We start from the raw sequence: 15,645 nt of genomic DNA on the forward strand, positions 1-15,645 counted from the left end.
GTGAGGCTTGAAAGGGCGCCAGGCTTGGTCCGAAGTGATCCCTGCTAGCGTACCTGAGGAGGACCTGTCGGATCGCTCGTGCGGTGAAACGCCTAATGCACCGCAGCGAGGCGCGTTTTCGCGGGTGCTCACAGCCCGTCGCGGCCGAAAGCGCTTGACAAGCCACGCCCTTGCCGCAAAATACTTTAGGTATAAAATAAAATCTCAAAGGGGCGCGAAAGCGAGGAGCGAATGCGGGTCGACGGTACCGATGGCGGGCCGGCAAGGCGTTGCTCGAACGCACTTCTAAGAGCCGGCGTCCAGACTGCTTCATCATCGTCTTCGATCGTGACGAGTCAGACGGAGCGTTCGACAATGGTGATGTGTCATTTGACGTCATCGTGCAGAACCTCGGGTTTCGGCAACGCCGCCAACATTGAGACGACTTCAATCTTGGGAGCGCCATCAGGCAGGTCTTCAGGGCAAGAGCCGAGCGCAAGATGGGTCTCCAGTGTCATCAGCCAGGGACCCAAACTTCATCCTGTTGTTCTCCCGATGTCGCGCGAGGCGCTCGGCGCCGAGCCAGCGTTCAAGCATGAAGGTAAGTACGATCTCACAGCGATCGTTGGTTCATACAATACCGTTTAATTGGCATAAGCCGAGGAGGCGCAAATGAATGGAGCAAATTTATTTCACACGACTAACGTCGACGAAATGATCGCGGTAAGCTCTCGGTCTTTGTGCAATCACCGACTAATCGTTAAGGATCGGGGGGGGTTCCACGGAAAGTTGGCTCGAGCTCAAATCGGGGGAATCTCGATTAGCCATCTGAGCTATGGAGCGGAGCTGGAGGTCTATTCCGATGGCATGGGCGATGATCTCTTTTTCATGGAGGTACCTCTATCAGGTGAAAGTGTCACGCGCCTGGGGACGGCAAAGGTCATGGGTAATGCGAGCACTGGATGCATTATGTCGCCACAAGCGGCCTTCTCGTCAACATGGACCGCCGATTGCACCAAGCTCCTTTTTAAGATCAGTCGTACGAAAGCCGAGCAACATCTCAGGTCTTTGACCGGTGCTGATTTGCGCAAGCCATTACTTTTTGAAATGGAGATGCGCTTTGGTTCAGATATGGTTCGACCTCTTCGCGGCCTAATTGATGTTTTGCTCGCCGAGACGGGTATCTCGGATGCTCAAGGCTATAGGGCTCCAGTTCATCAGCGCCTGGAAGACGCATTCCTAACTGCTTTGCTTTGGACACAACCGCACAACTATTCCGGTCAACTTGCAAAGATAAAGAAGCCGACAGCCGTTCCCTGGTACGTGAGGCGCGCCGAGAACTACATCAAGTCGCAGTCATCTAGGCAGCTTTCCTTGGATGAAATTGCTGCCCACGTGGGAGTTAGCGCTCGTACCCTTCAAATCGGCTTTAGAGCGTTTCGCGGCGTTTCGCCGATGCTTTATCTGCGGAACTACAGGCTCGATCAAGTGATGAGTTCGCTCGAGCACGCCAGCGGCACGGCAAAGATTGGCGATTTCGCCCGCAGTGCGGGATTCGTCGACATGAGCAAGTTTGCGCGCGCGTACCGATTGCGCTTCGGTCGTACACCGCGCGAGACAATGCGAAGTAGGTCTATTACCGTCTAGGACCTGTTATTCAGGCGCGACTGACACGCCATCAGCCGACGAAGGCCAGAGAGAGCGGTTGTGCCGCCGCCGGCCGGTTCGAACGGGGCTTGGCGCCGTACCGGAATCCCGGACTGCACTGGTCGCTACGAAGCCCACTGTTTGTCGCGCTGATGATTGCTTCGGCACGGGACGTTGCAACTACCGCAATTGGAGCAGCAAGAAAGCAAGAAGCGCGAGGTACCGCATCGCCACGCCGTGGCTTGGCCAAGTGCCTGCAAGCTCTCCAAACGGTCTTTTAAGCTCTACGTTCTCGAACCAACGGTGCCGTCGACGGCTCGATCTATGCGTTGACCTTGTCACTGTCTGACAGTCTCGATACACCACCTCCATCGACGCGCCGATTGCCACCGGGTGCCTTGTGAGGCACGCGAGCCTCCTCTATCAGAACGGGCATTCTGATCGCTCTTGATGGCACCGCACGATTGAAGGCACGCGGAAGGCGTAAGCAAACTGAGCGAGGCTATCTGTCTGCCCAAATAGCGAAGACAGAATGCAAAAAGCGAAACAATCCGACTGCTAAGGATAGCGCTGCGATTGGCAATCGAGGCCGTCCTCGCATATCACGATAGCAATCATCCGACTACGGGCCCATGAGCCTGCGCACCATCGTGCGTGCCGTGCAAGTGGAATGCGCATTTGCCAGCGGCTTATCAGGGTTCTTCCAATTCAGAACGGCGCATTCGCTCCAGGTGAGCGAACAACGAGCCGCACAGCTGTGTGAGATTGAGAAAGGGGAGGCCGGAATGAACTTGAATGTGCACGCCAAGGAAGGCCAAACGCAATTGCGGCGTTGGCAAATAGGGATGCTTACTCTCGCTCTCGTCGGGGAGGTGTTTCTCGCAGCAGACTGGTATGCGTTTGCTGCGGTGATCTCTTTTGTTTCCGAGACGTTGCACCTCGATCCTGCCGAAGCTGGTTTTGCGCAAGGCATCTTCGCCCTCGCCTACGCATTCGGCATGCTGGCCTGGTCGCAGGTCACCACGCGGATGAGTGCCCGCAGCATGCTGCTTATGGGACTTGTCGGAACCGGCGTTGGAATGGTGCTGCAGACGTTCGTGCAAAGCTATGTTGAGTTGATCGCATTACGGCTGTTGATCGGCGTTTTCGACGCCGCCATCTTTCTCGGAAACATGAAGCTCATTTTCGGATGGTTTCCGCAATCACGCAGGGCAAGCGTTGTCGGGTTAGTGCTTGCTGCGTACAGTCTTGCAATCACGCTCGATTTTGCTCTTGGCATTCCACTCAGCATCGCGTTCGGCTGGAGAACATTTTTTGGAGCACTTGCCGCCGGGACATTGATCACGGGACTTGCCAATTGGCTATTCGTCAAGAATGACCCCACCGAGATTGGACATCCTGGCTTCGCATCGGAGGGGACCGAAACGACATCCTCGCTCGCGGCCTTCCGCCTGCTCGTTTCCCAGAGATGGGTTTTTGTAACTGCGGTAGGAATTTCCGCCGCTGTCGCCGCGATCGCTGGCACGGCGACTTGGGTGGTCCCCGCCTACGTCAAATTTCAACAGGTTCCGGTGGAAATCGCGGGCCTGATAGGGATGGCTATGGGGCTATCCCAAGTGGCCTTCTTGATTGTGGGCGGATACATCTCCGACCGCGTGAGGAAGACGGTCGTTATCAGGATCGGCGCCGTATTGGGCCTGGTCTCAGCATTGCTTTTCACAGTCTCAACGGTTTATCCAATGAGTCTAGCGTCGCTCTTTGTAATTGCGGGACTTAGTGGGATGTGCGTTCTCAGCGGAGGTGCGATCTTTTCGTTGCTCAGCGAAAAATATTCACCCGCTCTCGCTACAGCCGCTGTTGGATACGCCGAGATATTCGGCATGATTGCAAACTTTCTTTCTCCCTGGATGATGGGCCTGTTTCTAAACGCAACGAATGGGTCATTTACTCACGCATTCTTAGCCTTCTCTGCATTGCAGGTCGTATTCGTAGTGGTACTGCTTGTGCTGGCACGTGAAGCGAGCTCTGCGAAGAGCGCTATTGTTGTACGTGATAGCGCGATCGCGAACTGAACTAGTCGCCATAACAGCGTCGAGGTGCCTACACTTTGCGCGAAGTGCGAAGCAACTGGCCCCTCGGCCTGCTATGGCCGAATGCTAGTCACTCTTGGGCGCCATCGGAATCGCGGCTCTCCTGTTCCAAGGATCAATATGGCTCAACTACCTCATGATCGCGATTGGTGGCTTCGGAATCGTCTTGGCATGGCTCATTCTCATCGGGCACCTCGCGGATTATCTTAAGCCGGAGGTGCGCTCCATGGAGCTCGTTGGACTTTGGGCACCTGCCAGAGCTCTTGATGGGACCCCGTCGGCCGCCTCGACCTAGGACGTCAATTCTAATTCTTCGCATTTGCTGGAAATCGCAGAGGTCGCCGCAGCGTCAAGCTCCATGGCTGTCACTGCGCACTCCAATCCGCGGGTCTTGCCATGCTGACGGTTACCAATCAGATCAAGGCAGCGCGAGCGCTGCTGGGATGGAACCAACTCGAACTATGCAAACAGGCCGGCGTCTCGATATCGACCATCCGGCGTCTCGAGGCTTCCGATGGATCCATCGAAGCACATTATGACACCGTCACGAAGGTCTGCAGCGCGCTTGAACGGGCAGGCGTCAGCTTCATCGACGGTCCGAACTACGGAGTACGGCTCACTATCGCCAAGCCTCAGTAGTGTTCTGCGAAGGCCAGTAGCGCAGGAGTCCAAGAAGGGAAAGAGCGGAAGCTTGACGCTGGACACTTGAGTTCTCGGCGGAACGTCTACGATGGCCACCGACGAGAAAAGCACAGCGGATTGTCGAACTCGCAAATTTAGTATCGGAGTGATGCCAGAATATTGTCTGGCGGCATTTCCATCTGACTAGCGGTAACAAATGTACGACGAAGATCGGAGCTTGCTCAACCGGAGAGGCGAGCGGCTTCCTAGCCAAGTCGACTTACAACGGTGCGAACTGCCGTCCAGAAGAATCGAGCGGGAGATGAACGTGAGAGGTCCCTCGCAGTGCCGATCACGTCCCGCTTTGCGAGCGCTGAAACAGATCAGAGGTGATATTATTAAGAACAAGTCATAGCTACGTGGTCGACCGCAGGCAGAAATCGTGGCAACCGCATGGAAATATCATTTGTCGTCGCAAGGGGATTGGTTGCAGTCACGCTCACGTCCCGTAGCAAAGAAGTTACAGTTGCCAACAATTTCGCATCGAAAGTCCTTCGGAGATAGGATCATGCACATTGCAGCGGATTTCTGAATGTTCGCATTTGTGGTGACTATACAAAAGCCCGTCTGACGGATTGTTAGATCCACCGATGGGGGAAACTATGGTGAATAGACACGGACTTCTTGCACTGGCCGTGCTGGCTCTTTCAGCGAGCACGACGGCGAATGCCTACGAGTTTGGTTGGCCGGGTGCTGAACAAAAGCCTGGCTTGGTCATCGGAGCTGCCGCGGCTGCTCCTCCGCCAGGCCTCTATGGTTTCGATCAAGTCTTTCACTATCAAGCCAAACTCGTCGGGCCTGGTGCGCCCGTCGGCCCGAACGGCCAAGCAACGACCGTGAAAGGCGATGTCGCCGCGCAGGGAATCTTGTGGGTGCCAGGGTGGACCTTCCTCGGTGGCACCTACGGAGTGGTCGGTGTGGTGCCCGTCAATTCCGGCGTCGTCGGCTCGCCGATCAACGTCACCCCCGAGGGAGTACACAATCCATTCATCGCGAACGAGTTGAGTTGGCGCCTCGGGGACAGCGGCTTTTTCGTGAAGGCGGGCCTCGGCATCTACGTGCCTATCGGTACTACGACCGGTTTCAACAAGCTTGAAAGCTTCGGTGATCCCTGGTGGACGTTCCAGCCCAATCTCGTGATCTCATATCTGAAGGATGGTTGGAATCTTACAGTCAACCTTTTCGACGAGATACACACTAAGAATCCAATTACGCAGTACCAGTCTGGTGACATTTTTCATGCCGAATTCACAGCGACTAAATCAATTGGGAATTGGACGTTCGGTCCTGTAGGTTACTACGTCGGGCAAATCACCAATGATCGTTCAAGCGCCTTTTACGGGAACGCGATCAATGTGAATCGGTATGACATCTGGGCGGCTGGCGCGTTAGTGGGCTACAACTTCGGCCCCGTGCAGCTCAATGTCTGGGGGACGCAGGAATTTTCGGCGCGCGCATCTGGTGGTACGGCTGGTCCTCCCGGCATCGATACCGCGGCAGTTGCGAAGGGTTTCACGGCATTTGCCCAACTCAGTTATCGTCTCTGGGCACCGGAGGCTCCGGTGTCGCCGACACGGCCGCTCTATCGCAAGTAGTCAAGAGAACGCAGTGGCCGGCGGGCATCGCGCCCGACCGGTCGTTTGTCTTGATCCAGGGAAGAGATTGGCTGAAGAACGATATCACTCTTGACGGCAGGGATATAACAGCAAAGGGACTATCCCTTCGCTCGCCCTGCCATCGAAAGCTTATTCACTCAAGGTTTGCGATCGAGAGCCACAGCGAGCCTCTCTCTCAACGACCACCGACTGGTCAAGCGAACATGATTAGGAGGGTCTGCCGCCGTGCAAAGCGATCATGTTGACGCCGGACGTATCCGGCGCCAATCCCGCGGGCACATGCCGGTGAACTGGCGGAAACGTGAGGCGAAATGATTGGGCGAGCAATAGCCAAGTTCGAGAGCGATGGCCGTTATCGGGCTAGTCGTAGTCTCGAGCAACTGTTTAGCCTGCTCTACACGCCTACGGCTGAGCCATTCGTAAGGAGAAACGCCGGTGCTAGCGGTAAATGCGCGAGAAAAATGACTGGGTGAAAGGCCGACCGTTCGGGCCAACTCGTCGACTGAAATCGGCTGCGCGAGATTTTCTGAGAGTAGTTCGATCGCGCGATTGAGCTTCCACGGAGGAAGGATGGTGCCATCTTCATGCGGTCTATTGGACATTTTCGAAACGACCAAGCTTAACCAAAGTTAGAGTTGCGTGTTCGCAAGCCAATTCTGAATTTGACCGATCGCTTGCAACAACATTCCTAGTGCGACCACGAGAGCTAACGACGGATACCATCAGCGCCTTCGCGGAATGATCGAAGCCTTCATCCAAACGGCTTGATGCTTCTGCTCACGAGTTTTCAACCAAGGCCGGCTGGCGACGGGCTAGTGCGACATTTTGTGCACGATGAAGGGTGTAGACAAGCCTTCGCAGGCGCGTGTGCGAACTTGAAGTTACGACCGTCGCATTTGCGAGACACAGGGATCACTTCCGAAATAGAAGATATCAGAAGTGAGCTATTATTCTCTTTGGGAAGTTTGGTCTTATTTCGGGGCGGAAACGCAACACGCTGATAGAAACGCATCGCGCCGATGGAGCAATGCGAGCACATCTCTGGTTGGTATCATTGGATAGACGTGGAGGAGCGTCGTCCCGATCTCCGTGCGGCGCCGCTTCAGCGCCTTGCTAACTCTAGCTAGCACGCGCCGCGGATTCCTTCTCCGTGACGTTGCTCTAAAGCCCGATCAACGAGGATCTTCACCGAGCGGTCATTCCTGCGAGGAACGGGCAGGAAGCCGGAAGCGCCGCTCAGGCCAGTACGATGGTTGATGCTGGACTTGAATGAACGCCAGATGAAGAGTTGGTCAAGCTCGCAGAAGCCCCCGTAGGCGTAGGGGTCTACCCCCAAATTGATGTTCTTGGCCTCCAAGTCAACGGCGGAGTAGCTGCGTCTTGCCAGTTTGATCTCCGAAAAATTCTCAATATCGATGCGATCCTGGCCTCGATGCGATCGGCATAAGCTTCACGCAAAGCCTCTGTCGTGCCGTCATTCGGCTAGGTGAAGCTCCACTTTACTTTTCGTGACAATTATTGCATGTACATACAAATAAAGGGAGGGCCGATATGCACATCACAGTGTTGGGCGGAGGGAATGGATCATATGCCGCCGCTGCCGATCTTTCGGAGCAAGGCCATGGTGTCCGGCTTTGGCGACGGGATGCAGCCGGCCTAGTCCCTTTGCTTGAAAAAAAATCAATAACCTTAAAGGATGAGAAGGGAGCGCGAGAAGTGCCCGTCGCGCTGGTCACCACGGATATTGGTGAAGCTATCCGTGGTTCCGAATTGATCGTCATCCCTACGCCCGCGTTCGCGCAAGACGTGATTGCACGGCTGATCGCACCGCATTTGACAGATGGTCAGGTCATCTTCCTTCCGCCGGGCACCTTCGGAAGTTTTGCGATGATGCAGCAGGTGCGAGCCTGCGGCAGCAAGGCCGACGTCATCTTTGCAGAGACTGGCACTTTGCCCTATCTCACGCGCAAGTACGGCCGGTCCGAAGTAGCCATCACCGTGCGTGCCGTTCGCTTGCCGACCGGTTTCTTTCCAGCGAGACAAAGTGAGCGCGGGCTTGCTGTGGTGGCGAACGCATTTCCGGCAGTTCATCCGATTGAGGACGGGCTCTCTGCCGCACTGATGAACGGTGGGCCAATCATTCATCCGCCGCTGATATTGATGAATGCCGGTCCCCTGGAGTTTCAGGAGCGATACGATATTCACAATGAGGGGACGCAACCATCGGTGCGCCGTGTGATGGACGCGCTGGACCAGGAGCGAATCGCGGTTCGCGAAGCGCTTGGATATCGGCCCTACCATTATCCCTTGCGCGATACCTATGGTAGTGACCGCTGGATGTACGGCGATACCCACAAGGTGCTGGTGGACAGCGGCGATTGGCGTGAGAAGATCAATTTAACCGAGCACCGATACATGACTGAAGACGTGCACTACGGTCTGGGCTTTCTGGTGTCGGTGGCGAATTGGGTCGGAGTGCCTGCGCCGACCGCCACTGGCTTGCTTGCTATTGCGTCGGCCATTTGCTCGCGGGATCTTGCAAAAGGCCCCCGCACGATGGCCTCGCTCGGTTTGGCCGGACGCTCACCAAAGGAAGTTTGCGACATGCTGATGGTCGGAGCCGTCGCATGAGTGAGGCGTCGGTTGCCATCCTCGGTGCCGGTCGAATGGGCCGTGGCATCGCGCTCGCCTTCGCAAGACGTGGGGTGTCAAGCGTCTTGATTGACCTCAAGCCGCGCTCTGACTCTGACTTCCGAACCCTATATTCCGAAGTTAGCAAGGAAGTCGAGCTCACGGCGCAAGTGCTGGGGGAAATGGACAATGCACAGGATAAAGCGCTTGCTAATCACATAACTGTTGTGGCGCGCCATGGGATTCGTCCTGCGCTGGCGTCAGCCCGTGTGCTGTTCGAGGCCGTCCCCGAAACCATGGAAGCCAAGCGTGAGGCATTTGCCGCAATCTCCGAATATCTTCCGCAGGAGACGATTGTTGCCTCCACGTCTTCAACCTTCCTTTCGACCGATATAGCCGCGCTTGTGCCCGGGCCTCGGCGCTGCCTCAATGCACACTGGCTTAATCCAGCCTACCTCATACCACTCGTCGAAGTATCGCCTCACGAAGACACAGATCCGAACGTCGTTACGGAGTTCGCTGCATTTCTTGAAGAGAATGAGAAAGTGCCGGTGATGTGCGCCCCGTCCGCCGGCTACATCGTGCCACGTCTGCAGACCCTGATTATGAATGAGGCTGCTCGGATCGTGCAGGAGGGGGTTGCCAAGCCGCAAGACATTGACAAGGCGATCAGGGTGGGATTCGGCGTTCGTTATGCGAGTATGGGAGTTCTGGAATTCGTCGATTTCGGAGGTTGTGACATCTTGCACTACGCAAGTCATTATCTTGCCGGTGCCCTTGCGGCAGACCGTTTTGGGAGCCCGGAGATTGTTGCGCAGCACATGCGCGAGGGCCGTTTGGGCCTCAAGACCGGTCTCGGCTTCTACGACTGGAAAGGTTTGGATCTCGCAGGCTACCGGCGCTTGCTTCTTGAAAATCTTAGCTTTCACATCGAGCGCGCGATGCGGGCCGAGCAGGCGTCGCGTCCTCGGAGTGCCTACTGAAACCAATGCTTAACACCCAGCCCAAGGACCTTCCTAGTGGTGGTCATGTTCGCGCCACTTATTGCAACCTCCGTTGTCGGGCTACTATCCAAATCGGGCCCGACGCTGTTTGGGAGCTTTGTCCGTGAGAGGAGATCGAACGCGCGATGATTGAGGAAGGCGAAAAGGAATATCCTGGGCACAGTCATTTTCTTCCTTATCTCCTCAACCGAGTTGTGACGAAGCTCAATAGTGACTTCCAGCTCGAGTTGGAAGCGCTCGGGTTGACGTTTACTCAATGGCGGGTGCTGGCGTTCTTGCATGAAGAAGATGGACTGAGCATTCTGGCGCTGTCTGACGCAACCGATACGGAAGCATCAACCTTGTCGCGGGCACTGGACAAAATGGAACAGCGCGGCTGGATCTCCCGTGTGCCGGCGGCTTCGGATCGTCGGTCGATCGTCATCTGCCTGCACCCGCCCGGTCGTGACACGTTCCATAAGGCACTCGCGCTTGCTATGGGCAAACTAAGACTTTCTATTGCGGGAATTCCTGAGAACGATCTTCGGCGGTTACGGCGGTCGTTAATTCGAATCGAGAAGAATCTTGACGAGGCACGCCTGACGAGGAGCGAGAGCACCTCGAAAATATGAACAATCACACAATTCTGTTGTGTGATTGCTCCTTCCGGTATGCCGCACAAATCTCAATGCGCAGTTCTTGGCGGCTGCTCGCGGAATGCAACACGCATTCACAATGACGTGGCGGCGCTTTCTCGAACGACGCTTTGATCCATTAATGGCTAACGACGGCTCGCCCAGCAACGTCCTGAGGTATTTCGGCTTGCGACCAATATTGTCGCTTCAGGGATAAAGTTGGCACTCCTCGTTAGCGCACCTTTTGTCTAGTCAGCCGGCCGGCGCACAGGAAGTTGGCTGGATCAATGTCGGTCCTGTTCGCTCATGAGGGCTTCGCCGCGCGGCAGGGACTTCAGTCACGATACGCTAGTCGGAGGTCATCTGGAATTCTGCTGACGAGCCGTGGAGAGGCTGCCGGAAGTCGCAACATGACCGAACTTCATGGGACGGGCGGACAAGAGCGACGGCGTCGAAAGCGGGCGCGTTCCGCCTAATGCTGCGCCGAGCCCATTAGTGCAATGCTGTTGATATCGCTTTGAATAGCGTGGCGGCCTTCACGGAGGAGCCCGCCGCGCCTGGTAGGCAGATCATTGACGTTCATTCCAACGAGGAGGCAGCCAGGAAACCGGAGGCGCCGCTCAGGCCAGGCCCTGGATGGACCGATGCGCCGATATGGTAGAGACCGCGAATATGAGTTTGATGGTTGATGCTGGACTTGAACGGACGCCAGATGAAGAATTGGTCAAGCCCGCAAAAGCCCCCGTAGGGGTCTCCCCCCTCCAAATTGATGTTCATGGCCTCCAAGTCAGCGGGCGAGTAGCTGCGTCTCGCCAGTTTGATCTCCGCAAAATTCTCAATATGGGATGCGAGCCTGGCCTCGATGCGATCGGCATAGGTTTCGCGCAAAGCCTCCGTCCATCGGCCGTCAGCCGGCGTGGGCAGGATGCCAGCCGCATCTCCCTTGATCAGTCGGGGAGCCTCCGGCAATTGGAGCCAAAGTATTGCGGCCCCGGGAGGGGCCCGACTCGGGTCGAGCGCCGTCGGTTGGCCGACACAGATCGTCGGCTCAGCCGGTAATAGGCCCCGTTCGGCCTCATTATTGGCGCGCGATACTCCGTCTAGTCCCGAGGTGAGATGCAGCAGGGCAACCTTCGCGATCTCTGGGTCACCCTTCCACCGTGGCGTTCCGGAAAGGGCGTAGTGAATTTGCATATTTCCTTTGCCGTGCCGGAAGGTTCGCAGTCCCTCCAGGACTTTTCCCGGCGGAGGCCCCCACTCAGCAGTCAGCCGCTGATACAACTGCTTGGGTGTGGTCGAGCAGATGACGCCTTTGCGGGCGTGCACGGCCTCGCCATTCGCTAGCCGCACGCCGGCGGCGCGGCCCTTGGGACCCGGAAAGACCCCCACAGCCTCAGTTGAGGTGCGGATCGTGCCTCCCTGGTCAGTGATGAGGCGCTCGAAGGCAGTAAGCAAAGAACGCGCGCCGCCAATCGCGATCGGACAGCCCGCGCTCTCAGTGGCGAATGCAATGACCTTAGCCATCGCGGCGGAATAGGCGCTCTCCGGTCCAAGACCGGTATGTAATACCCATGGGGCCCAAAGGGCGTGAACCGCTTCCGAACGATAGGTGCTTTCAAGATGGTTGCGCGCGGGCATCAGTGCTTCTCCGACCCAAGCGGCTAGATCGCGCAGGCCGCGCTTCCAGACTTCCAATGCAACCAACTTCGCTGTCCTCAAGGACCATAGCTTGCCGCCGAGCAGAGCGAACAAGAAAGGAGCGTGGGCGCCAAGAGCGTCCATTTCTCGCGAGAAGGCCGCGCCGTCCCCTGCGGCAAGAGACTCAAAAGTAGCGACATTGCGCTTGCGATCCATTGCAAAGAGAACGCTGGACCCGTCGGCGCGAAGGACGCCCGTTGGCAAAGGAGAATCTGCGAAAGCGAAGCCTCTCTCTTCGAGATCCCTTCCGAGGATCGTATAAGCCGGGGAGGTGCGAAACAGCACCAGAGTGGTTGCCATGACGTCATGCACGAAACCTGGCGCAGTTATCTCCTCGGTGCGCAAGCAGCCTCCTATGGTCGAGTTGCGCTCGATCAAGAGAACGTTCGCGCCCTTCTTGCCTAAGGCGGCAGCGGCAACGAGTGCGTTGATGCCGCTCCCCACGATCACGTAGTCATAAGAATTCACGCGCCAATCTCCGGTTGTCCGATGCGGGAAGCAAATCAAGATTACAAAGGCTCGCGGGTCCGCAGCGGTTTGAAAATATGAAAGCGGTCGCTCCGCTCCAGAAGATGTACGAAGTATTCGTCTTTGGCTCATTAGATGCGTTTCCGGAGCAGTTGTAGCAGGCGATCGATTGTCATGATCAGCGCGGCTCAGCTACCCTTCTTGAAATGCAGCATGCCGGCAAAACAAGCGGCGTCGGAAAGCAGTGAAGCTGCGATGAGGCTGAGCCTCGGGCTTCTGCGATTTCGTTCAACGACCCGTCTGATTGATGTCGCCGTTGTTGAAGCAGAGGAAAAAGAACGGTGATGCCGAAGCTAATAGTAGTCGATCGATCGGGAGTTGAACACCACCTCTCAGGTGAAGGGATGGCCGGCCGAAGCGTAATGGAGATTATCCGCGACAGCGGAGTAGAGCAGATCCTCGCAATCTGCGGCGGCTGCTGCTCGTGCTCAACTTGTCACGTCTATGTCAATTCTCCCGCAAAGGAGCTTCCGCCGATAGGCGTCGACGAGCGCGATCTCTTGGATGGTTCGCAGCATCGAACGGAGGAGTCGCGGCTGTCTTGCCAGATTCGCTTCCACGATGATCTCGATGGCATCAAGCTAACGGTAGCCCCGGAAGACTAACATGAAGGACCTGATGCCTCAGCAATTCGCCAGACGGCACGATGCTTATCGTTGGGGGAGGTGCCCAGCACCTAGTGGCGTCGCTGTCGCACTTGTCCGCTATCGCAATTGCGATTGTTGGCGGTGAGGGATTTTTCTTAAGCAGCCGTCACTCGAAGGAGCACTCTCCGGCAGCGGGAAGACTTCGAGCGAATAGCGCTCGGCGTGAAGTTGTCGTAGCCGGTCTGGAGCGGTTGGATGAAGGCTGTAATAATAGGCTGCGGGATCGGCGGCCTGACAATGGCGCTGATGCTTCGCCAGCGGGGCATTGAGTGTGAGCTCTACGACCAGGCAAATGTCCAGTCAGGTCCAGACGTTGGAATCAATTTGGGTCCGCGCGCCGGACGAGAATTGGTACAGCTTGGCTTGCTGGGTCAATTGGATAACGAGGCCCTACAAACTCGCGAGTCGGTATATGTCGACTCGATGGGCCGAGAGTTTCGGAGGAATGCCCCTGGCGCCGAGGCGCGCTTCGAATATCCTCAGTTTTCAGTGCGTCGCGGACGCCTTCTGAAGTTGCTAAGCACCGCTGTACAAGCTCGATTAGGATCATCCTGCATTCATTTCGGACATCAACTTAGGTCCTTCACCCAGGACGAGAGAGGCGTCACGGTCTATTTCTTTGATGGGCACGGATCGCATTGCGGGACAGCGAGCGGCGACATCTTGATCGGTGCAGACGGGCTTCATTCATCAGTTCGGGCTCTGCTGTTTCCACATAACGATGGGCCCCGCTTTACTGGAAGAGTAGTGTGGTGCGGGATGCATCATTGGCCTACCTTTTTGACGGGACGTTCGATGCTTATCGCTGCCGCGTCTGCGAGCAAGCTGCAGTTATACCCGATTGCCGAGGGTCCATTAAAAGGTCAGTACCTCACAAACTGGAGCGTGCTTGCCGACGTCGGGCGGGCTTGGGAAGAGCGACAGGAGGCAGGCCCAGCACGCCCCGGAGTCCTGGATGATGTCATGCCGTATGTGCGGCGCTTCAGCATTCCCTATTGCAACGCCTCAGCCCTCATCCAAGCGACCCGTGAATTGTGGGAGTATCCGTTGTACGAGCGGGTTCCACTCCGTCAGTGGTCGCACGGTCGTGTGACTCTGCTCGGAGATGCAGCACATGCGGCCTATCCTGCCATCTCGAACGGCGCATCACGGGCGATACTCGGGGCGCGGTGTCTTGCCGATAAACTAGCCAGTGCGGAACATCCTCGCCACGCACTTTTCATGTATGAACAGGAATGCCTGCCCAAAGGGCGCCGTGTTTCGACGGGTTCAACGGCAGATCACACCCCCGTTACGAACAGCCTTTCGTGGCATAGCTCACAGCGCTCGGATACCCAAAAGCCTTCGAATGTCGTGAGACTTGTGCGGCCGCGATCCAATGCATCCGAGAGCCGCTCCTCCCGAGAGCCTGACTCAAAAGCCTAACGTTTAGGGCCTGGTGAGGCGGCGAACCAAGAGCCTCGGATGGGCGGCCAGCAGCCAGGCGAGCTCGGTAGCGGCAGAGCCCTTCGAGGTCTTTGGAGAGGCGTACGCATACGACGAAGGCCGCCTGATTGACGCATGCGCGCGGGCGTGGCGAGCTGTATGATAGCGTTGGGTGAAGGTCAGGCGGCTTGCTGATCGTCGGGCTTGCCGGCTTGGCACAGAAGCCTCCATTCCCAGGGCAGCAGTTCGTGCAGACGCGATGCGGGAAGATCGGCGATGCGGGCGAGCACGTCGGCGAGCCAGGCTTTCGGATCGACGTCGTTGAGACGACAGGTCGTGATCATCGTCAGCATGATGGCGGCACGGTCGGCGCCGCGCAGGCTACCGGCGAAGGTCCAGTTGCGCCTGCCCAACGCGATGCCGCGCAACGCTCTTTCAGCGGCGTTATTACTGAGACAGATCCTGCCATCGTCGAGGAAGCGGGCGAAGTCGTCCCAGCGCCTGAGCATGTAGTTCATGGGCTTCAGGACCTCGGAGGAACGCGATAGGGTTTCTCGCTCGCGGAGCAGCCAGGCGTGCATGTCGTCGAGAAGCGGCTTGCTTCTCTCCTGGCGCACGGCACACCGCCCGTCGGCACTGCTGCCGTTGAGGGCGCGCTCGATCTCGAACAACACATCCAGACGCCTGACCGCCTCCAGCGCGATCGGGGAGACCGGTTTGCCTTTCTGTCCGTCCCGGGCGGTTTTCTCGATGTCGGCCAGTTCGAAGAAGCCCCGCCGCGCGTGGGCGAAGCAGAATGCCGGCGTGATCGGCAGCACCTTCCTCTGCGGGTCGAACAGAGGCTCGAAGCCGTTGTAGCAATCCGCCTGCAGGATGCCGGTGAAGGCAGCCAGATGCTTCTGGGGATGCTCGCCCCGTCGGTCGCTCGAGGCGTAATAGACTGCCGCCGGCGGCGCAGGCCCACCGTAGGGCCGATCGTCGCGCACATAGGTCCAGATCCGGCCGGTCGTGCACTTGCTCTTGGCCAGGATGCGGATGGTGGTGTCGTCGCCATGAAGGCGCTCGGCCGACAGCACATTGTAGCG

At 57.1% G+C, this 15,645-nt stretch carries 12 protein-coding genes and 3 pseudogenes; 10 read left to right on the plus strand and 5 right to left on the minus strand.

The window, feature by feature from the left end; genetic code table 11:
• The first annotated feature begins 693 nt into the window (after positions 1 to 693).
• From ACWAT4_RS11835 to ACWAT4_RS11850, 4 genes are all read left to right on the plus strand, one after another.
• Positions 694 to 1,626: an AraC family transcriptional regulator gene (locus tag ACWAT4_RS11835; protein WP_449731198.1), complete on the plus strand. Its 933-nt coding sequence runs from the start codon at positions 694 to 696 to the stop codon at positions 1,624 to 1,626.
• 632 nt (positions 1,627 to 2,258) lie between these two features.
• On the plus strand, positions 2,259 to 3,698 hold the full coding sequence (locus tag ACWAT4_RS11840) for an MFS transporter (RefSeq protein WP_338311049.1): 1,440 nt from the start codon (positions 2,259 to 2,261) through the stop codon (positions 3,696 to 3,698).
• Between the two features lie 414 nt (positions 3,699 to 4,112).
• On the plus strand, positions 4,113 to 4,355 hold the full coding sequence (locus tag ACWAT4_RS11845; RefSeq protein ID WP_338311048.1) for a helix-turn-helix domain-containing protein: 243 nt from the start codon (positions 4,113 to 4,115) through the stop codon (positions 4,353 to 4,355).
• A 644-nt stretch (positions 4,356 to 4,999) separates the two neighbouring features.
• Entirely contained in the window at positions 5,000 to 5,992 is a 993-nt protein-coding gene (locus ACWAT4_RS11850; RefSeq protein ID WP_449730584.1) for a transporter, read from the plus strand.
• Between the two features lie 257 nt (positions 5,993 to 6,249).
• Here ACWAT4_RS11850 and ACWAT4_RS11855 read toward each other — a convergent pair whose 3' ends face one another.
• Both ACWAT4_RS11855 and ACWAT4_RS11860 read right to left on the minus strand, forming a co-directional pair.
• On the minus strand, positions 6,250 to 6,615 hold the full coding sequence (locus tag ACWAT4_RS11855; protein ID WP_445083392.1) for a helix-turn-helix domain-containing protein: 366 nt from the start codon (positions 6,613 to 6,615) through the stop codon (positions 6,250 to 6,252).
• A gap of 521 nt (positions 6,616 to 7,136) precedes the next feature.
• A pseudogene (locus ACWAT4_RS11860) lies at positions 7,137 to 7,495 on the minus strand (hypothetical protein); the annotation flags it as partial.
• A 69-nt stretch (positions 7,496 to 7,564) separates the two neighbouring features.
• Here ACWAT4_RS11860 and ACWAT4_RS11865 point away from each other — a divergent pair.
• From ACWAT4_RS11865 to ACWAT4_RS11875, 3 genes are all read left to right on the plus strand, one after another.
• On the plus strand, positions 7,565 to 8,644 hold the full coding sequence (locus tag ACWAT4_RS11865) for an NAD/NADP octopine/nopaline dehydrogenase family protein (RefSeq protein WP_449730585.1): 1,080 nt from the start codon (positions 7,565 to 7,567) through the stop codon (positions 8,642 to 8,644).
• Positions 8,641 to 9,627 (plus strand): 3-hydroxyacyl-CoA dehydrogenase NAD-binding domain-containing protein, encoded by a 987-nt coding sequence (locus tag ACWAT4_RS11870; protein WP_449730586.1) that lies wholly within the window; start codon positions 8,641 to 8,643, stop codon positions 9,625 to 9,627. The genes ACWAT4_RS11865 and ACWAT4_RS11870 overlap by 4 nt, the downstream gene beginning before the upstream one ends.
• Positions 9,628 to 9,773: 146 nt before the next feature.
• Positions 9,774 to 10,259, plus strand: coding sequence for a MarR family winged helix-turn-helix transcriptional regulator (locus ACWAT4_RS11875; protein ID WP_449730587.1), 486 nt, complete (start codon positions 9,774 to 9,776; stop codon positions 10,257 to 10,259).
• Between the two features lie 582 nt (positions 10,260 to 10,841).
• Here ACWAT4_RS11875 and ACWAT4_RS11880 read toward each other — a convergent pair.
• A complete protein-coding gene (locus ACWAT4_RS11880; RefSeq protein ID WP_449730588.1) occupies positions 10,842 to 12,428 on the minus strand; it encodes a phytoene desaturase family protein in 1,587 nt (528 codons plus the stop codon).
• 174 nt (positions 12,429 to 12,602) lie between these two features.
• On the opposite strand from ACWAT4_RS11880, the gene ACWAT4_RS11885 reads away from it, so the two are divergent.
• The 3 genes from ACWAT4_RS11885 (at position 12,603) to ACWAT4_RS11895 (ending at position 14,560) form a co-directional block, all read left to right on the plus strand.
• Positions 12,603 to 12,773: a hypothetical protein gene (locus tag ACWAT4_RS11885; protein WP_449730589.1), complete on the plus strand. Its 171-nt coding sequence runs from the start codon at positions 12,603 to 12,605 to the stop codon at positions 12,771 to 12,773.
• 77 nt (positions 12,774 to 12,850) lie between these two features.
• Positions 12,851 to 13,093 carry a 2Fe-2S iron-sulfur cluster-binding protein gene (locus tag ACWAT4_RS11890; protein WP_449731199.1) on the plus strand — a complete coding sequence of 81 codons (243 nt, stop codon included), beginning with the start codon at positions 12,851 to 12,853 and terminating at the stop codon, positions 13,091 to 13,093.
• 288 nt (positions 13,094 to 13,381) lie between these two features.
• Positions 13,382 to 14,560 carry an FAD-dependent monooxygenase gene (locus tag ACWAT4_RS11895; RefSeq protein ID WP_449731200.1) on the plus strand — a complete coding sequence of 393 codons (1,179 nt, stop codon included), beginning with the start codon at positions 13,382 to 13,384 and terminating at the stop codon, positions 14,558 to 14,560.
• Positions 14,561 to 14,563: 3 nt separating this feature from the next.
• On the opposite strand, the pseudogene ACWAT4_RS11900 reads toward ACWAT4_RS11895, so the two are convergent.
• Together ACWAT4_RS11900 and tnpC are read right to left on the minus strand one after the other, a co-directional pair.
• Positions 14,564 to 14,669: pseudogene (locus ACWAT4_RS11900) on the minus strand (IS5/IS1182 family transposase); the annotation flags it as partial.
• A gap of 70 nt (positions 14,670 to 14,739) precedes the next feature.
• Positions 14,740 to 15,639 (minus strand): annotated as a pseudogene (gene tnpC / locus ACWAT4_RS11905) (IS66 family transposase); the annotation flags it as partial.
• Positions 15,640 to 15,645 lie beyond the last annotated feature (6 nt).

This window comes from Bradyrhizobium sp. T-1 (assembly GCF_053592855.1).